Annotated in this window: 13 protein-coding genes; 9 read left to right on the plus strand and 4 right to left on the minus strand. The window is 44.2% G+C overall.

The genetic code is table 11. The features are described from left to right. Window positions 1–15: 15 nt before the first annotated feature. Window positions 16–732: a pyridoxine 5'-phosphate synthase gene (locus EWM62_RS07890; protein WP_129876125.1), complete on the plus strand. Its 717-nt coding sequence runs from the start codon at window positions 16–18 to the stop codon at window positions 730–732. On the opposite strand, the gene EWM62_RS07895 is transcribed toward EWM62_RS07890, so the two are convergent. Beyond that, on the minus strand, window positions 729–4,379 hold the full coding sequence (locus tag EWM62_RS07895; protein WP_129876126.1) for a gliding motility-associated C-terminal domain-containing protein: 3,651 nt from the start codon (window positions 4,377–4,379) through the stop codon (window positions 729–731). The genes EWM62_RS07890 and EWM62_RS07895 overlap by 4 nt on opposite strands. Window positions 4,380–4,505: 126 nt before the next feature. Here EWM62_RS07895 and gcvP point away from each other — a divergent pair, with 126 nt between their 5' ends. After that, a complete protein-coding gene (gcvP, locus tag EWM62_RS07900) occupies window positions 4,506–7,415 on the plus strand; it encodes an aminomethyl-transferring glycine dehydrogenase (protein ID WP_129876127.1) in 2,910 nt (969 codons plus the stop codon). Window positions 7,416–7,835: 420 nt separating this feature from the next. Beyond that, window positions 7,836–8,255 (plus strand): response regulator, encoded by a 420-nt coding sequence (locus tag EWM62_RS07905; protein ID WP_129876128.1) that lies wholly within the window; start codon window positions 7,836–7,838, stop codon window positions 8,253–8,255. Here the strand turns inward: EWM62_RS07905 and EWM62_RS07910 are convergent. Continuing rightward, complete coding sequence (locus EWM62_RS07910; RefSeq protein ID WP_129876129.1) at window positions 8,252–9,022, minus strand: MBL fold metallo-hydrolase; 771 nt, start codon at window positions 9,020–9,022, stop codon at window positions 8,252–8,254. The genes EWM62_RS07905 and EWM62_RS07910 overlap by 4 nt on opposite strands. Before the next feature lie 227 nt (window positions 9,023–9,249). Between EWM62_RS07910 and EWM62_RS07915 the strand changes: the two genes are divergently transcribed. From EWM62_RS07915 to EWM62_RS07930, 4 genes are all read left to right on the plus strand, one after another. Further along, entirely contained in the window at window positions 9,250–9,624 is a 375-nt protein-coding gene (locus tag EWM62_RS07915; protein ID WP_129876130.1) for a BlaI/MecI/CopY family transcriptional regulator, read from the plus strand. Window positions 9,625–9,685: 61 nt separating this feature from the next. Further along, on the plus strand, window positions 9,686–11,785 hold the full coding sequence (locus EWM62_RS07920; RefSeq protein WP_129876131.1) for a M56 family metallopeptidase: 2,100 nt from the start codon (window positions 9,686–9,688) through the stop codon (window positions 11,783–11,785). Window positions 11,786–11,940: 155 nt separating this feature from the next. After that, window positions 11,941–13,623, plus strand: coding sequence for a DNA repair protein RecN (gene recN, locus EWM62_RS07925; RefSeq protein ID WP_129876132.1), 1,683 nt, complete (start codon window positions 11,941–11,943; stop codon window positions 13,621–13,623). 146 nt (window positions 13,624–13,769) lie between these two features. Beyond that, window positions 13,770–14,582, plus strand: coding sequence for an enoyl-ACP reductase FabI (locus tag EWM62_RS07930; protein ID WP_129876133.1), 813 nt, complete (start codon window positions 13,770–13,772; stop codon window positions 14,580–14,582). A 91-nt stretch (window positions 14,583–14,673) separates the two neighbouring features. Here the strand turns inward: EWM62_RS07930 and EWM62_RS07935 are convergent, their stop codons facing one another. Beyond that, window positions 14,674–15,075 (minus strand): hypothetical protein, encoded by a 402-nt coding sequence (locus EWM62_RS07935; protein ID WP_129876134.1) that lies wholly within the window; start codon window positions 15,073–15,075, stop codon window positions 14,674–14,676. 136 nt (window positions 15,076–15,211) lie between these two features. Between EWM62_RS07935 and EWM62_RS07940 the strand changes: the two genes are divergently transcribed. Next, a complete protein-coding gene (locus EWM62_RS07940) occupies window positions 15,212–16,312 on the plus strand; it encodes a carboxypeptidase-like regulatory domain-containing protein (protein WP_129876135.1) in 1,101 nt (366 codons plus the stop codon). Between the two features lie 26 nt (window positions 16,313–16,338). Next, window positions 16,339–17,487, plus strand: a complete 1,149-nt coding sequence (locus tag EWM62_RS07945) for a carboxypeptidase-like regulatory domain-containing protein (RefSeq protein ID WP_129876136.1) — start codon at window positions 16,339–16,341, stop codon at window positions 17,485–17,487. A gap of 224 nt (window positions 17,488–17,711) precedes the next feature. Here EWM62_RS07945 and EWM62_RS07950 read toward each other — a convergent pair whose 3' ends face one another. Next, entirely contained in the window at window positions 17,712–18,107 is a 396-nt protein-coding gene (locus EWM62_RS07950; RefSeq protein WP_129876137.1) for a hypothetical protein, read from the minus strand. Window positions 18,108–18,259: the final 152 nt, after the last annotated feature.

Here is an 18,259-nt window from a genome sequence, read left to right on the forward strand (position 1 = left end):
TAAACATCTGCAACTATGGCCCGATTATCTGTCAATATCAATAAAATAGCCACCCTGCGTAACTCGCGCGGCGGCGATAACCCTAACTTAGTACAGGTTGCTAAAGATTGCGAACGCTTTGGCGCGGAAGGTATAACGGTACACCCCCGGCCCGATGAAAGGCATATCCGCTACCAGGATGTTTTCGATCTGAAGAAAATTGTAACCACCGAGTTTAACATCGAGGGTAATTGTCAGGAGCAAAAATTTATTGACCTGGTACTGGCCAGCCAGCCCGAGCAGGTAACCCTTGTGCCCGATGTTTTGGGGCAGATAACATCAAACCATGGCTGGGATACTATAGCTAATCAGCAATATTTAAAAGAGATCATCGCGGTGTTTAAAAACGCCGGTATCCGTGTATCCATATTTGTAGACCCGGTTGTTGAAATGGTAGAGGCCGCCGCCACCACCGGTACCCATCGTATTGAACTTTATACTGAAGCCTACGCGCACAATTACGCCGTAAATAAGGAAGATGCCATAGCCCCTTACATTAAAGCTGCAGAAGCTGCCCATAAGCTTGGCCTGGGTATAAACGCCGGCCACGACCTCGACCTGCAGAACCTGCAGTATTTCGCCCAAAACATCCCGGCGCTTGATGAGGTAAGCATAGGCCACGCGCTTATCAGCGATGCCCTGTATTATGGGTTAGAGAATACTATCCAGATGTATCTTGGTAAGTTGGCCTAACGCAAAATAGTGAGGTTGCCCGTTATCAGGTCGCAGCTTTTCAGGTCGATGATGTAATAGTATACACCTGCCGGTAATGGCTTGCCGTTACGCGTGCCATCAAAAGGTACGGCATATCCCTTAGATTGGAAAACCAGTTGCCCATCGCGGCTAAATACGCTTACGGTACCGTTGGTATAATTTTCTATCCCTTTTATTTTCCAAAAATCGTTTGTGCCGTCGCCATTTGGCGTAAAGGTGTTGGGTATCCCGCTGGTAATGCTGCCAAGCAATACTTTAACTTCGGCACGCAGGCTTTCGCAGGTGCCATAAGTAAGGCTTACATAGTAAGTTTTGCTTTCGGTTACGCTTACCGTAAATTTACCGCCCTGCTGCTCATCAATTGGCTGCGCGCTTGTGGCGGTTTCGTAAAGGCGGTATTTAGCGGTTGGGTAAGCATCGTTTACAGTAATAACCGCTGTGCCGGCGCTGCAGCGGTCAATATTGGTAACAGATGGTGTAGGCGGGTCTACAGAAACATCGGTAATAGTAAATTCGGGCTCCGCTAAATTGCAGCCGCCATCGGTAATGCGCAGGGTGTATGTGCCCGGCGCTAAATTATCTATCGATGGTTGATTTTTACCGGGTATAGGGTCGCGGTTGCCATCCAGCCATTGGTAGGTGTAATTTGAGGTGCCGCCGCTTACCAGGGTAGCCGATACGCTGCCTGTGCTTACGCCGCATTGCGCCTGTGTAATGCTGCCATAAGTTATGTTAAAGTTGGGATAAGCATCAACGTGGTAATCCTTATAAAAATTTTCGCATCCGTTTTTATCTGTAAGATAAAGCTTGTAATCGCCCGCCGGCAAAAACTCCGCCTTATTGGTATAACCAACCCGCGTACCCTCGCTGTTAACCCAGCGGTAGGCCACGGGCTGCTCGCCTGCGCCGGTATTAAGGGTAATGGTGCCCGTGCCAAACGCCGCGCACGATTTGGTGTATACAGGTGCAAAATCGGGGAAAACGATTGTTGGCAGCTGCTCTATGGTAAAATCGTACGATTTGCTGCAGGTGGCGTTTTTGATAGTTAATACATAATTGCCTGCAGGTTGGTTAATAATATCAAGTGTGCCCGCTACAAAAGCATTATCCGATTTTCTTCGCCACTCAACGCTTGTGGCATTTATGGTTTGCAAACCCTTTATCGATCCATTATTTTTTTCGCAAGTGGTAGATACCACATTTATCTCTGTCAGGTCTAACGATACACCGTTAACGCTTTTTATCTCAATAAGTTCAGTTGAAACCGGCGGGCAGCCGGCGCTGGTAACAGTAAGCTTATATTTACCAGCAGGTGCTCCTGTAAGGTTAATATCATTTCCAAACCCGGTGCCTTGCTCATTGGTCCATAAATAAGTGCCGGTACCGGTAACGGTTATGCCGGTAATGGAACCATCGGGATTATCGCAATGCGCATCCTGTACATTTTTGGTATCGGTGTTTATGCTGATGTCGCTTACGCTAAGTATCTCAACAGGGGAAGAGGTTACCGGCCCGCAATTGCTATCGTCGGTAACTGTTAAAGTATAATTACCCGCCGGTACCCCGTCCAGATCAGCAGAGGTACCCACTTCTGTCATTGCCTCGTTCTTCCAGCTGTATTTAACATTGGTACCGGCTGCGGTTATACCATGTATTGCCCCCGAAGCCGTACTGCAGCTGCTTGGCGATGTAACGTACGATGATTGGTTTATCTGCGGGCCGGATGTATTGGTAAGTGTAATAGGGCCGTATTGTGCTGTACAGTGGGTAACATCGTCTGTTACGGTTAAAGTATATTCACCGGCCGGCAGGTTTTCAATGTCTATGGTGTTCCCAACCGTACCTGCAATTTTTTCGGCCCAGGTATATGATGCGGTATTTTGCGAGTTGGTTGATGCAAATAAACCTTTTATAGAGCCGCCAGCGCCACACGATGGGTTCACTATTTTTTTGGAGCCATCAAATATAACAGGGTGTATATCATATAAAGTAAAAGGATCTGACCGGGCAGAGCAGTTGCCGTTGTAGCCAATGGCATAGTAAGTGCCGGGCTTTAAATTGCCCACATTATTTCCCTGGCCCACCTCTTCATCATTCTCATTAAACCATTTAATATTAAGGATGTATTTATATTTCGAGATAGCGATAGAGCCATTATTTGCACCGCAGGTAGGGTTTTTAACAGTGCTGTTACTGTTGTCGAAATATGGGAAGCGGGGTTGCGTAAACTCTGATGATGTTTGCTGTAGTGTTGTATTGGCAACCCATTTTTTATTAACAAAATTGCCGGTTATTTTCCAGTTCCCGGCGGCGTCGGCAGCTGTGGTTGTATAAAATTGAACAGGGCTGCACACAGGGCAGTCGCGGTTATCTTCATAAATATATACTAAGGAGTTGGGTGTAGCCGTACCGGAAAGCTCTGTATCATTGTTTACAATTATCGCAATCTTAGGGGCTGCCGGGTCGTCAGTATAATAGGCGTAATCGCTGCAAATAATGCTGTTTTTAAGTATCCTTATATTTTTTGATGAATAGGCGGCAATAGCCGATGAAAACGGGTTGCCCGTTATGGAATTTATCTCGGTAATGTCGTCGCTTCCAATTATTCCATTCTCGGCGTAGCGGATCTCTATAATGGGGTTTCGATTAGGTGCGGGGCCTTTATCCGTATTGCTGTACATCTTAAAGTTTTTGGCGCTAACGGTCATTAACATATAGCTAAACACATTATTGCGGAAAAGTAAATTATCGCCGCCAACATTTACATGGCCGCTAACCGTAACGCCATCCTCATTTAATTGCGCATTGTTGAAATAATCCACCGCGATGTAATTATTGATGATCGAATAATTATTGCCGCCGGTGTTGATGATGTTATTGCAGTACCCTAAATAGTTTCGGTCGCCGGGCAGGTCGCCGCCAATTAAAACATCGCTGGCATAAACCCATATACCCGAATTAACGGTATACGATACCGTTGAAACTGATTTTCCATCTGCATCACATTCAATAAAGTTACCCTTTACCTCCACAAAACTATTCTGCCCGTCGCCAAAAAAACCTCCCGCTATTCCATATTCGTTATCGAACAGAACATTTCCTTTGCCGGGTGCGCCAATTTTTGTGTTTTTTGTATTGGATAAGTATATAGCGGCGCCGGGGGTTGCATCATAACCATAAATACTTGTTAACGCGTAAAAATTGGTGATGTATAAGCCATAAATTTCAACGTTTTGCGCGTTGAGTATAAAAAGGGCGGCGCTGCACGCGTGATCCACGATCTGCGCGGTACGGAATTGCTGCCTGTTCACCGTTATTTTGATCTTTGAATTACTTACCCCGAAGCCTGCGCCGGGCTGTGTAGTACCATCTATCACGACATCCGAACTAACATAAGGCAAGTCGGTGCGTAACAAGATCGTCCTGCCCGCCTCAGTTAGGCTGGGTATATTAAAAACAATATAATCTTTAACTGCGCTGCCATTTGCAGCGGCCAATGTTAAGGCTTCGCGCAGGGTGCCGGGGCCGCTATCAGCATTGCTGGTAACCGTAAAAGTATCTGCGAATAACAGTTGGGAGCTAAGAAGTAGTAGGGTAATAAATAGTAAAAATTTCTTAACAAGCATGATAATATCGGGGAGGATAAAGGTAGATATTTTATTAAGTAAAACCAGTGTCAAATCGTATTACCTGATTGTTATTCATCAGGTAAATTGTACCTTTGCCCTAAATTTTAAGGGACATAAATTTCAATGAAGCTGAACGTAGATTACCAGGAAAAATTCCAGCAAAGGCACATAGCGCCAAACCAGGCCGATACTGATAAAATGCTTAAAACTATCGGTGTAAATTCGCTTGATGAGTTAATAAACGAAACCGTACCGGCAAAAATAAGGCTGAAGAACCCGCTGAACCTGCCGCCCGCCAAAAGCGAGTTCGATTACCTGAATACGCTTAAGCAAACAGCTTCAAAAAACAAGGTGTTTAAATCGTACATCGGCCAGGGTTACTATGATGTAATTGTACCGGGTGTTATCCAGCGCAACATCCTGGAGAATCCCGGATGGTATACCCAATACACCCCTTACCAGGCCGAGATAGCACAGGGCCGCTTACAGGCTTTGTTAAACTTCCAAACCATGGTTATCGATTTAACCGGGATGGAAATAGCCAACGCGTCCTTACTGGATGAAGGTACAGCTGCTGCCGAGGCGATGTTTATGCAGTACAGCTTACGTAAAAACAATGCGGCAAACATTTTCTTCGTATCCGAAGAAGTGTTCCCGCAAACCATTGATATTTTAAAGACCCGCAGCGAGCCTTACGGTATAAAACTGCAAATTGGCGACCACCGCACCGCGCAGCTAACCGACGATATGTTCGGTGCTATGGTACAATACCCTGCCGGTAACGGAGAGGTGTATAACTATACTGGTTTCGCTAATGCCCTGCACGAAAAAAATATTAAGCTAACCGTAGTCGCCGATATCATGAGCCTTATCCTGCTTACCCCTCCGGGCGAGTGGGGCGCGGACATTGTAGTAGGCAGTACCCAGCGTTTTGGCGTACCAATGGGCTTTGGTGGCCCGCACGCGGCATTTTTTGCAACCAAAGAAGAATACAAACGCTCTATCCCCGGTCGTATTATCGGTGTAACCATCGATAGCGCTGGCAATTACGCATTGCGTATGGCTTTGCAAACCCGCGAGCAGCACATCCGTAGGGATAAAGCAACTTCCAATATTTGTACAGCGCAGGCTTTACTGGCTATTATGGCCGGGATGTATGCCGTGTACCATGGCCCGCAGGGCTTAAAACTGATTGCCGAGCGCATCCACGGGTTAACCGTTTTATTGGCTAATTCATTAACCGAACTTGGTTACGAGCAATTGAACGATAGCTACTTTGATACCCTTAAAGTTGAGCTTGGCGCATTAGCCGACCCGGTAAAATCCGAAGCTTTAAACAACGAGCTTAACCTAAACTACAAAGGCACTACGGCTACTATCTCTATCGACGAAACTACCTCGCCGGAGGATATCAAAACCATTGTACGCTTTTTTGCCAAGGTTAAGGGTAAAACATTAGCAGATTCGAACTTTGAAACGCTGAAAGCAAATGTAGAGGGCATTATCCCAACCGAACTGCAGCGTACATCTGCTTACCTTACCCACGCTTTATTCAACTCGCACCACTCGGAACATGAGATGCTGCGTTATATCAAATCGCTGGAAGCAAAAGACCTTTCGCTTTGCCACTCGATGATAGCCCTGGGTTCGTGCACCATGAAGCTGAACGCGACTACCGAAATGGTACCGGTTACATGGGCCGAGTTTAGCAAGATGCACCCCTTTGCACCAACCGACCAGGTTGGCGGCTACATGCAGCTGTTTGATGAACTGAACAAATGGCTGAGCGAGATCACCGGCTTTGCAGCCATGAGCTTACAGCCAAACGCGGGCGCGCAAGGCGAGTACGCCGGTTTAATGGTTATCCGTGCTTATCATAATGATAGGGGCGACCATCACCGTAACATTGCGCTGATCCCTTCGTCGGCACACGGCACTAACCCTGCATCGGCGGCTATGGCCGGGATGAAAATTGTGGTTGTTAAATGCGACGATAACGGTAACATCGACGTTGCCGATATGAAAGCTAAAGCCGAGCAATACAAAAACGAACTTTCGTGCCTGATGGTAACTTATCCATCAACCCATGGGGTGTTCGAAGAAAGCATCATCGAGATCTGCGAGATAATCCATTCCAATGGCGGCCAGGTTTACATGGACGGCGCTAATATGAACGCGCAGGTAGGTTTAACAAGTCCGGCTAATATTGGCGCCGATGTTTGCCACCTCAACTTGCACAAAACCTTCTGTATCCCGCACGGTGGCGGTGGCCCGGGCATGGGGCCAATCGGCGTAGCAAAGCACCTGGTACCTTACCTGCCGGGCCATGCTGTGGTTGATATTGATAATGGTAAGGCCATCCACGCGGTATCTGCCGCGCCATGGGGTTCTGCTTCTATACTGATCATATCACACGCCTATATCGCTATGATGGGTGCCGATGGCTTAACCAATGCCACCCGTTACGCTATCCTTAACGCTAACTATATTAAAACGCGTTTAAAAGATCATTATAACGTGCTGTACACCGGTGCAAACGGCCGCTGCGCGCACGAAATGATCCTTGACTGCCGCTCGTTTAAAGCATACGGTGTAGAAGTGGTGGATATTGCCAAACGCTTAATGGATTATGGCTTCCACGCGCCAACAGTATCGTTCCCGGTTGCAGGTACGGTGATGATCGAACCAACCGAATCTGAGCCTAAGCACGAGCTTGACCGTTTCTGCGATGCCATGATCTCTATCCGAGGTGAAATTGAGGACGTTGAAAAAGGCATATCTGATAAAACGGATAACCCGCTGAAAAACGCGCCGCACACGCCAGCCGTAATTACCGGAAACGAGTGGGAGCACCCGTACACCCGCCAAAAAGCAGCTTACCCGCTGCCATATGTTGCGGCTTATAAATTCTGGCCATCAGTAGGCAGGGTGAATGATACCTATGGCGACAGGACGCTGATCTGCTCGTGCCCGCCGCTTACCGATTACGAGTTTGAAGAAAGCGAAGTTACCACACCGGAGTACGGAACGTGAATAAATGTGCAGATGTGCGGATGTGCAGATGAATAATTTAAAAGCGATGGATAAAACCCGTCGCTTTTTTTGTTCTCTGCCTTGTCATGCTGAACATAGTGAAGCATCTATTATTGAACTTGTACCACCACCCGGTATGGCGGCGATCAGATTCTTCGCTATGCTCAGAATGATAAATGTAAATTTCGAGTTATTGTGGTTGTTACTCCAAAGCTGGTATACCCTAACAAATTTGCAAATCTGAATCACAAAAATTCGTATGTATATACATATATTTGATCAGGTTGTAACAACTTACTTATATGGATATCTATAAAGCAGGTTATTTTAACTGTTGTGTTGCAAAAACATTGTAAAAAACGTATCGTTACAACCTGTAGGAATATAACCTTTTAAAATGAATTTCCGTATAAAGTATATATGAGCCTTAATAACGACAAAACAGTAAGTGTTTTATTGGTTGATGACGATGAAATAAACAACTTTATCTCGATAAAATTGATAAAGAAGGCCTTGACCAATTCTGATATTATGGCTTGCCTTAATGGTAAATTTGCGATCGATCAACTGGCTGATATTCAGCGTAAAGACCCTGAAAAATTGCCCGACTACATCCTGCTGGATATCAATATGCCGATTATGAACGGCTGGGAGTTTTTAGACGAGTACAAGCGCCTGAACCTGGACCCGCTTGGTAAAAGCAAGATCTATATCATTTCATCCTCGGTGTTTAGTAACGATATCAACAAGGCCCGATCTTACCCTTTAGTGAAAGATTTTATATCGAAACCACTAAATGTGGAAAAAATAAAAGAGCTTTTTGGAGTATCTTCAAACTAAACAGCATTTACTGTAAACACTTCGTCCCGGTAATTAACCGTACCTATTGCCGTTGCCCTTGCGTGGTAAAATAAACATGTGTATCCTTCGGCAGCAGCTTTTTTTCCGTATTGTATGCGTAACTCTGCAGCTCTATGACCATCATAATCGTATTTAGCTACAAACTTTCTTATTAACTGCTCAGGTTCGGGTAATTCATCGCCCCCAAAAAATACTTTTTGCCTCTCTGTATCTATCCAAAACACCTGGTGGTATTTACTGTGCCCGGCAGATAGCTCATATTTAATACCCGGCTTATATTCGCCGCTGCCTTCAACAAAATCAATATCGGCCTTGTTTTTTAAGGCCTCAAAAATTTCCTTATGGTACGATGTTGAAGAACCGGTTAGGGCGAAATCAAATTCCTGCCGTTGGATAACATGTTTAGCCTGCGGGAAACTCGGCTCCAGTTGGCCATTTCGCTCTACAACCAAACCACCCGAGTGATCGTAATGCAGGTGCGACATCAGCACCAAAGTAACATCGTCCGGGTCGAAACCGGCATTGCGAATGTGCTGATGCAATAAAAGCTCGTCGCGGGTGTCTTTATAACCAAGCCCTGCATCCAGTACGATCAGGTCGGCAGCGGTTTTTATCAGGAATGGGTTCACATGGATAAACAGCGAACCGGGCCGGTCTTTTTTACTGTCGGTTTCGGGGTTAAAAGGGATGAACTTTTTTGTGGCATCAACCGAATAAGAGCCTTCGCCCAGCGCAAAAATTTCCATAATTAAATGTTTATGCAAATATAAGCCGCAAAAAGCTAAGCGGGGAATGTTAGGTAATAAATGACATTGGCCTCGTTATTTCTTAGGAATATATGCGCTACCTGTAACGTTTTTAAACTCGCTACGTCTATTATTTATAACCTGATGAAAAATATTTTAAAATAAATTTTGATATACGAAAACTATCGTACATATTTGTACGAAGAAATTCGTATAACTTTTATATCATGGATTTGAAACCGACAGAAAGCGAGCTGGAAATATTACAGGTGATTTGGAAAAAGGGGCAATGCAGCGTACGCGATGTGCACGAGGAACTTGCAAAGAGCAAAGACTCGGGCTACACCACCACCCTTAAACTGATGCAGATAATGCACGAAAAAGGTTTGGTTGAGCGCGATACAAACGCCAAAACCCATTTATACAAAGCATTAATAACCCGCGGGCAGGCACAGCAGGGCGCGCTTGATAAAATTATATCAACCGTGTTTAAAGGATCGACATCTGACCTGGTGATACAGGCCCTTGGCCAGCACCGCGCGTCGAAGGACGAGATAGACGCGATAAAGGATTACCTGAAACAGTTTGAGAGTGGTGAGTAGTTAATTGTGAGTAGAGTTTAGTTGAAGCTTATTTAGTATTTAGCTTTTAGAATTTAACGTTATGGAAAACATATTGTACAACATTAGCCAGATTTTAGGGATAACCATTATCCACTCTTTATGGCAGGGGCTGCTTATCTATTTCCTGCTAAGGGTTGCGCTGCTTATTGCAGGCAGGCTACCGGCATCAACAAAATATATGCTGGCGGTAAGTAGCTTAGTGGCCATTACCGGTTGGTTTGCTTATACGCTGGTGCACGAGATCCGGATCTACGACTGGCTGACAAAACCCGCCAACCTGGCCAATATGCCCGTTATGATTGATCTGCCTGCCAACATCCGCCAGTTTAACGAGCAAACCATACGTTACTATTATAGTATAGAAGAGTACCTGCCCTATGTAACCGCAATATATGTTGCCGGTCTGTTATTAAACATGGCAAGGATAGTTTTGGCCCATAAAAAGATCCGCACCATTAAACGCACCATGAGCCTTGGGGTACAGCTGCAGCAACAAATAGGCAGCTTTGCTAAAAAATTAAACATCACCAGGAAGGTAAAAGTGGGCTTTAGCCAAATGGTTGATGTGCCCTGTATAGTAGGGTTTTTAAAGCCGGTGATATTATTGCCGCTCACCTTGTCAACCTACCTGGGTGCCGAAGAAATTGAAGCCATATTACTGCACGAACTGGCTCATATTAAACGTAACGACTACCTTATTAACCTGCTGCAGCAAGTTATAACCACGTTGTTATTTTTTAATCCGTGCGTGTTACTTATCAATAAAATAATAGGCGAAGAGCGCGAGAACAGCTGCGACGATTTAGTTGTGCACGCTACTCAAAACCCTGTTATATATGCAAAAGCTTTATTTAAGTTAGAGCAAAATCGCCAAAACGAGTTACAGTTAGCGCTGGCTGTAACCGGCAAAAAGTACCAATTATTAAATCGAATTGAAAGAATCATGAAAACAAAAAAACAAATCCCAAGCGTACGGCCAACATTACTGGCCATGCTTATACTAACCATAGCTGTTGGCAGCTTAGCGATGCTTAATCCCCAGATAGCACAAGGTAAAATATCCTTAAAAGCGATAACACCAACAATTGAAGGTTTAATGGCTACCGATACGGTACCTGCCAAAAAAGCCGCGCAAGCCGGTAAGGCGGTTAAGGCTAAAGTTAAAATGAATGTTAAAGCGCCGGAAATGGCAAAAGTCAAGTATAAAACACAAAAGGACGCTAAGTATAACACCAATTACAGAAAAACTTACGACTACCATTACACCATTGGTATGCAGGACCCTGAACTGGAACGCCTGAGCAAGGAGGTTGAAAAACACGCCAATGCTGTTAGTAAACACTTTGATAGCCCCGAATTTAAAGCACAAAGCGACCAGATGAGCAAACTGGGTGATGAAGTAAGCGCTTTTTACGATAGCGACAAAATTAAACAGGCAACTGCTGCCCAGGAAAAAGCCGCGGCCGAATTTAATAAACTCTACGCCGGAAAAGAGGAGGGCACAGATCAGCTTAGCAAACAAATGGAAGGCCTGGGCAAGCAAATGGAGAAATACTTTAACTCGCCCGAGTTTAAAGCGACCAATGATAAGTTGATGAAAAAATACGGTATCAGGAGCCGCGATTTCCACGACGACAGGGACGATAACTACAAAAAATACCAGGCCGAGGTAGATGCTACCCTAACCCCTGAAATAAAACAGGCTACCAAACAAATGCGCGAACTGGGCGAACAAATGCGCGCCCGTTTTGATAACCCCGATATGCGTAAAGCACAGGAGCAGATGCGTGCCGCCAGCGCAGACATGCGCGTAGCATTTGATAACCCTGATGTAAAGCAAAAGCAGGAGCAAATGCGCCGCCTTGGCGAAAAGATGCGCAATTACCAGGGTAACCCCGAAGTTAAAAAAGAGCAGCAACTATTGCGCGAAGCATCTGCCAAACTAAGGGCGTACACCCAATCGCCGGAGTTTAAAAAGAAACTTGCCGAGTACCGTAAAACACACCCTGATGAGGCCAGGAACTGGAATTACGACAATGACAACGATAACGACAACAATAATAATAACGACAATAATAACCGGAACGAGAAAGCGGAGCAGCCTGAAAAAGCCGAGGCCGGACAAGTTAAAAGCAATTAGTGTTTGTTGAGCGGGTGTTTGTTTAATGCCGGGTAATGGTTTTTGTAAATACCCGCCTCCCGATAGCTACCGGGATAACTTAATCAGCCATTCACCAATACAAATCCTATTAAAATTAGTAATTTAGTATCCTCAAAAAAGGGGATACTTTTTTTATGCTTCAAAAGCTAACCATACAAAATTACGCGTTGATTGATAACCTGGAGATCAACTTTGATAAGGGGTTAAATATACTTACCGGCGAAACCGGCGCGGGTAAATCTATCATTTTAGGGGCCTTGTCGCTTATTTTGGGGCAACGGGCCGAGAGCCGTTACTTTTTCAATCAGCAAAAAAAATGTGTGATAGAAGGCGCTTTTAAAATTACAGGCTTTCAGCTGAATACCTTTTTTGAGGATAACGACCTGGATTACGAAGGCGAAACCGTACTGCGCCGCGAGATCTCGGCCGATGGCAAATCGCGCGCGTTTGTGAACGATACACCGGTTAACCTTACCACCCTTAAACAACTTGGCGAGAAGCTGATAGACATCCACTCGCAGCATGCCACCTACGAAATAAACGACCCTGAGTTTCAGTTATTGGTGGTAGATGGCGTTGCGGGTCATCATGATCTGCTTGCCGGGTACCGGGCAAAATACCGGTCTTATAAAAAATCGCTTGCGGCTTTGCAGCAACTGATAGCCGATAACGATAAGGCCAAAGCCGACCTTGATTACTACCAGTTTCAGTTTGATGAATTGGAAAAGGCCGGCATTGCTGCCGATGAGCAGGAGGGACTGGAAAAAGAACTGGCCACCCTAACCAATGCCGAGGAAATAAAACGCAACCTGCTTGGTGCCCATTACCTGATGCACGAGGGTGAAACATCGGCTATTATACAACTGCGCGAGGCCGGGCAGCAGCTATCGACTATAGAAAGGTATAACCCTGATGTAGAAGACCTGCACGAGCGCCTCAAAAGCACCTTGATAGAGTTAAAGGACATTGCTGCCGAACTGGAAAACCTGGAACAGCGCACCTTCACTAACGAAGCCCGCGCCGAAGAAGTTAATACGCGTTTAAGCCTTTTGTATAATTTGCAAAAAAAGCACCGCGTTAATAATAACCAGGAATTGCTGGATATACAGAATGACCTGAGCGACAAGATCCAGCAGGCGGTGTTTGGCGACGAGGCGGTAGAAAAACTGCAAAAGCAGATAGCGGCCGATAAACTGGAACTGGAAGGCATTGCTAAAGAGCTATCGGCTAATCGTACCAAAGCTATCCCGGTGATACAGGATAAAGTTTTGGCAAATCTTACGGAGATGGGTATGGCAAATTCGATATTAGAAATAGAGCAAGCCCCCCAGCCCCCTAAAGGGGGAGCAGAAAATGCAGGGATGCTTGGGCCTAACGGTATCGATACCATCCGATTTATGTTTTCGGCAAATAAAGGGCATGCCTTGGCCGATATGAGCAAAGTAGCATCGGGTGGTGAGTTAAGCAGGCTTATGCTGAGCATCAAATCTATCATTGCAGAGTACACCGCGCTGCCAACCATTATTTTTGATGAGATAGATACAGGCGTAAGTGGCGAGGTTGCCAACAAAGTAGGGCAGGTGATGGAGCGCCTGGCGCAAAACCTGCAGGTTATAACCATAACCCACCTGCCGCAAATTGCCGGCAAGGGTAAAAGCCATTACTTTGTTTATAAGGACGACAGCGAAGCTATCACCAAAACCCGCATCAAAAAACTCAGCGATACCGAACGCATAACCGAAATCGCCAAAATGCTAAGTGGCGATAACCCCGGCGAAAGCGCGCTGCAAAACGCGAGGGAACTTTTGAACACTTAAGAATTTACGATTTACGATTTTAGATTTACGATTGTGCAAAGTTTAAAACTTAAGTACAGTAAATACGATAGTCAGGTCAATCTAAAATCGTAATTCTAAAATCGTAAATAAAACATAACTTTGCCCCACTCATAAAACTAAAAACAATGGCTTACAATTTATTAAAAGGTAAAAAGGGAATTATTTTTGGTGCGCTTAACGAGCAATCAATAGCCTGGAAAGTGGCGCAACGCTGCCACGAAGAAGGCGCCGAAATAGTTTTAACCAACTCGCCGCTTGCATTGCGCATGGGCGAACTGAATAAACTTGCAGAGGAATGTAATGCCCCTGTTATCCCGGCGGATGTAACCAGCAACGAGGATGTAACCAACCTGTTCACCAAGAGCATGGAACATTTTGGCGGCGGTGTTGATTTTGTGCTGCACTCGATAGGCATGAGCGTTAACGTACGCAAAGGCATCGCTTATACTGATAATAACTACGAATTTACCCATAAGGGCCTGGATATATCTGCACTAAGTTTTCACCGTGTGCTGCAAACGGCCATGAAGCTTGATGCCATAAACGAGTGGGGATCGGTAGTGGCGCTTACTTACATTGCGGCACAGCGTGTATTCCCTGATTATAACGATATGGCCGATAACAAGGCGTACCTGGAAAGCATTGCCCGCAATTTTGGTTACCAGTATGGTGTTAAAAAGCATGTACGTATCAACACGGTATCGCAATCGCCAACCCGTACTACCGCAGGCAGTGGCGTAAAAGGCTTTGATGGCTTTATCAACTACGCTGAAAAAATGAGTCCGCTGGGTAATGCAGATGCTAACCAGTGCGCCGACTATTGCGTGAGCCTGTTTAGCGACCTGACCAAAATGGTTACCATGCAAAACCTGTTTCACGATGGCGGTTTCTCGTTCACCGGGGTTACTGCCGCGGTGATAGAGCAAATGGAAAAGTAATTTGGCGCTGCTTTTTAGCAGGCAATAATATTCAAAAACAGAAAGGCCTCCGGATATCCGGAGGCCTTTCTGTTTTAACAGATATACAGGATTATTGCTGCGAATCTATTAATACAATTTTTACAAATATCGGGTCGGTATCGTTTGGCGAACCCGCGCCGCTCGATCTTTGTTTGTACAGGGTTACATGGCCCGGTTCGTGGGTAAAGCTAAAGGCTTCGCCATCGAAAGTTTCGGGGATCTGCTCCCATGGGTCATCGTTCCCGTAAGAGATATAAACCAATACAGCGCCGCTCTCGTTGTAATCATTGTCAAGTTCCGGTACGTTCAGGTCTACTTTTAAAGTGTTTGCATCATAAGCCGACCAATCATCCGATTGTACAGTTTTAACAACCGTAAAGTTGTTACTTGGGCCAATAATGGTTTCTTTTTTACATGATGCGGCTGTTAGTAAAATAACCGACACGCACAGGATAGATAATAGTTTTTTCATGTGATAAATTGTTTTTATGAATCATAAACCGGTTATGAACCCTATCATAACGTTATTACAATGTATTTATATATACATAAGAACAAAGTTTTAGAAAAAGGTTTAATTAACTAACTTATTAGTTAAATTTATTTTAATGAAAAGGTTTTTATTGATGTTGCTTTTTACACCCTTTGCTTGTTTTGCACAAATAAGCATAAGTGGCAAAATTATTAACGGTACTGATAAAAGCCCTGTGGCCGATGCCAGTGTATTTTTAAGCAACGCGACTGTAGGCAATAAATCTGCAGGCGATGGTACTTTTATATTACGTAATGTAAAGCCCGGCCAGTACGAACTGGTAGTTACAGTAATAGGCTATGAAACATACCGGCAGGCGGTGTTGGCAGCGGGCGGGAGTATTAGTTTGCCTGATATTAAGCTAATCCCTAAAACATTAGTTTTAAAAGAAGTTAATATAATGCCCGACCCGAACTGGGAAAGAAACTACGACGCTTTTAAACAGGAGTTTTTGGGAACATCTTCCATAGCTTTGAAGTGTGTGATACTGAACCCGGGAATGGTAGACCTGGAATACGATAAATCAACGCGTACTTTAACAGGTTCATCATATGATTTCCTGGAGATCGATAACAAGGCTTTGGGTTATCACATTAAATACCTGCTCACCAAGTTTTTAAAAGATGGGAAGATCAACCTCGTATATTACGAAGGTTCGGCCTTATTCCAGGAAATGAAAGGCTCGGCTAAGGAAAAAGCCCGTTGGAAGAAAAACCGTAAACAGGTTTATGAAGGTTCATCGATGCAGTTTTTAAGAGCCATTGTGGGTAACAACATGCCTAATTATGGTTTTAAAGTGCTAAGGTTAATAAGAAAGCCTAACCCGGCATACACCGGCCTTAACGATAAGTATATTCAAACTTTAGTAAACGTACCTTTAGAGGTTACCGACTTTACCAAACTTACCGATAACAGGGGAATATTCGCGTTAAAGTTTCCCGACTGCCTGTATGTGATGTACACCAAAAAGCGCGACGACGACCGGTATAACAGTACTTACCGGCCTTTAAATATGCCTAATTATTTAACAACCATATTATCGTTTGTAGAGCCTTACACGTTGTTTGATACAAATGGAGTGATCATAAACCCTGCAGCTGTAACTTTTGAAGGCAACTGGGGCAAAAGCAGGGTGGCAGAAATGTTACCCGTGGATTACACCCCCGAAGAAAAGTAGTTGTATATTTATATATAAACTTACGCATGAAGTACTTGTGCCTGCTATTATTCTTACTACCGCTGTATTGTTTTGCACAGTTAACCATTAAAGGGAAAGTTATAAATACTGTAGATGGCAAGCCCATCCCGGATGCCAGCGTGTTTTTAAATAACGCAACTATTGGTACCAAATCTGCCGATAATGGCACTTTTACGCTTTACAGGTTAAGCCCCGGCCAATACGATTTGGTTGTAAGTGTAATAGGTTACGAAACCTACCGCGAAATCATTATGGTAAATGGCGCGATGATTATCCCGGATATTAAAATGCTGCCCAAAACCATGATGATGAAAGAGGTGGTTATAGGTGGCAAAGATCCTAAGCGTGCCCGCAAATTGCGGATGTTTAAAGAGCAATTTTTGGGAAGGGCGCTGTTTTGGCGCGATTGCAAAATACTTAACCCCGAAATTTTGAAGCTTACTTTTAGCAAGCGCGAACACATACTTACCGCCAGTACCGACGATTTTTTGGAGATAGAGAACAACGCGCTGGGTTATAAACTAAAATACCTGCTCAATAATTTTGTGCTGGATGAAGATGCCCTTAACATGAAGTATGAAGGTTTTGCCTTGTTTGAGGAAATAGAGGGGACCGCAGAGCAAAAAGACAAATGGGAGGCGAACCGGAACAGGGTTTATTATGGCTCGCCCACGCATTTTTTGCGTGCGATATTAGCCGATAAGGCAGATTCGGACTTTGTTGTAAGGCCATTTTGCATCAAATTTGTTGAAAGGGTAACGAGTGACCATAAAAGGAGGTTAATAACCCAAACAGGCGATAGCACAAGTTATTTGATACCCAGGTACGATACTTTGCATGTAGCAAATTATATTTACAAAACCGATAAGAGGGGGGTATACGCCATCAATTACCCGGTAGACCTGGACGTTTTTTATTACCCGCCGGGTGTAATGCACTTTTACAACCTTAATTTGGCATATGGTAACCACCGGCAAATAGGCAGTATCGATTTTATTGACAAAAATGTATTTTTCGATCTAAACGGAACCATCTTAAACCCTACGGGGGCTTTTTTCAGATACAGCTGGGGCATAACCCGCATAGCCGAACTTTTGCCCATAGATTATTGGCCGCCACTAAGGGAGCCGAAAAGGAAGGAAGTTAGGCATTAAGAAGCAATTAACATATTGCTAATAAGCTGTATTAGTTTGACCAAGCCTTACCAGGTTTGTGTTATTTGCGTTTCATCTATTTCACTTTTTGGTTTTTGCGCGATAGACAAAAAGCTTACACAGGCAAGAAAAAAAAGTATTGATGTGGTCGTTTTCAATATATTGCATTATTTTTCCGCCTCTGTTCCTAAAAAAAGTGACTGTGCTGTTTTGAAACTATTTATCTAATCCTTAATAGGGGTTTCATCGGCCTTTAAAATGATCTTTACAGCAACAGTTTCCCCATTCACTATATTTATCGGAGGTAAATAAACACTTTCATATAACATAGCTACACACTTAATAAAATAGCGTTGGTTAGGCGCTACCTCAACAATAAATGGTGTAACAATATTGGTATTGCGAAGCCTTACACCATTAATAACCAATTCGTATAGGGTGTAATTGCGACCGGTATCGTCCTGAACGACAAATTTAAACTGAGTTGGCTTTAGTGTTTTATTTGCTGTATCGCTTTTTTCAATATAAATAGTATACCTTTCTTTAGACGAAAGCTTATGCTGTGCCCCAGCTTTGTTGAAGCAGATAATAAATAATAAAATGCAGATAAGTGCTTTCATGATAGTTTAATTACCGCATCCTTTAATTTTTCCTTTTTGAGTATAGCTTGGGTTACCAGCCAAATCATATCCAGTTTGTTGAACGAAACAAAACTGTGGCTGCGGCTTGCCATCCATGATATAGTACGCCTGATGTAAAAATAGTTTTAGGG

The sequence above is a fragment of the Mucilaginibacter terrigena genome, from assembly GCF_004168255.1.
In the GTDB taxonomy this organism is placed as follows: Bacteria; Bacteroidota; Bacteroidia; order Sphingobacteriales; family Sphingobacteriaceae; genus Mucilaginibacter; species Mucilaginibacter terrigena.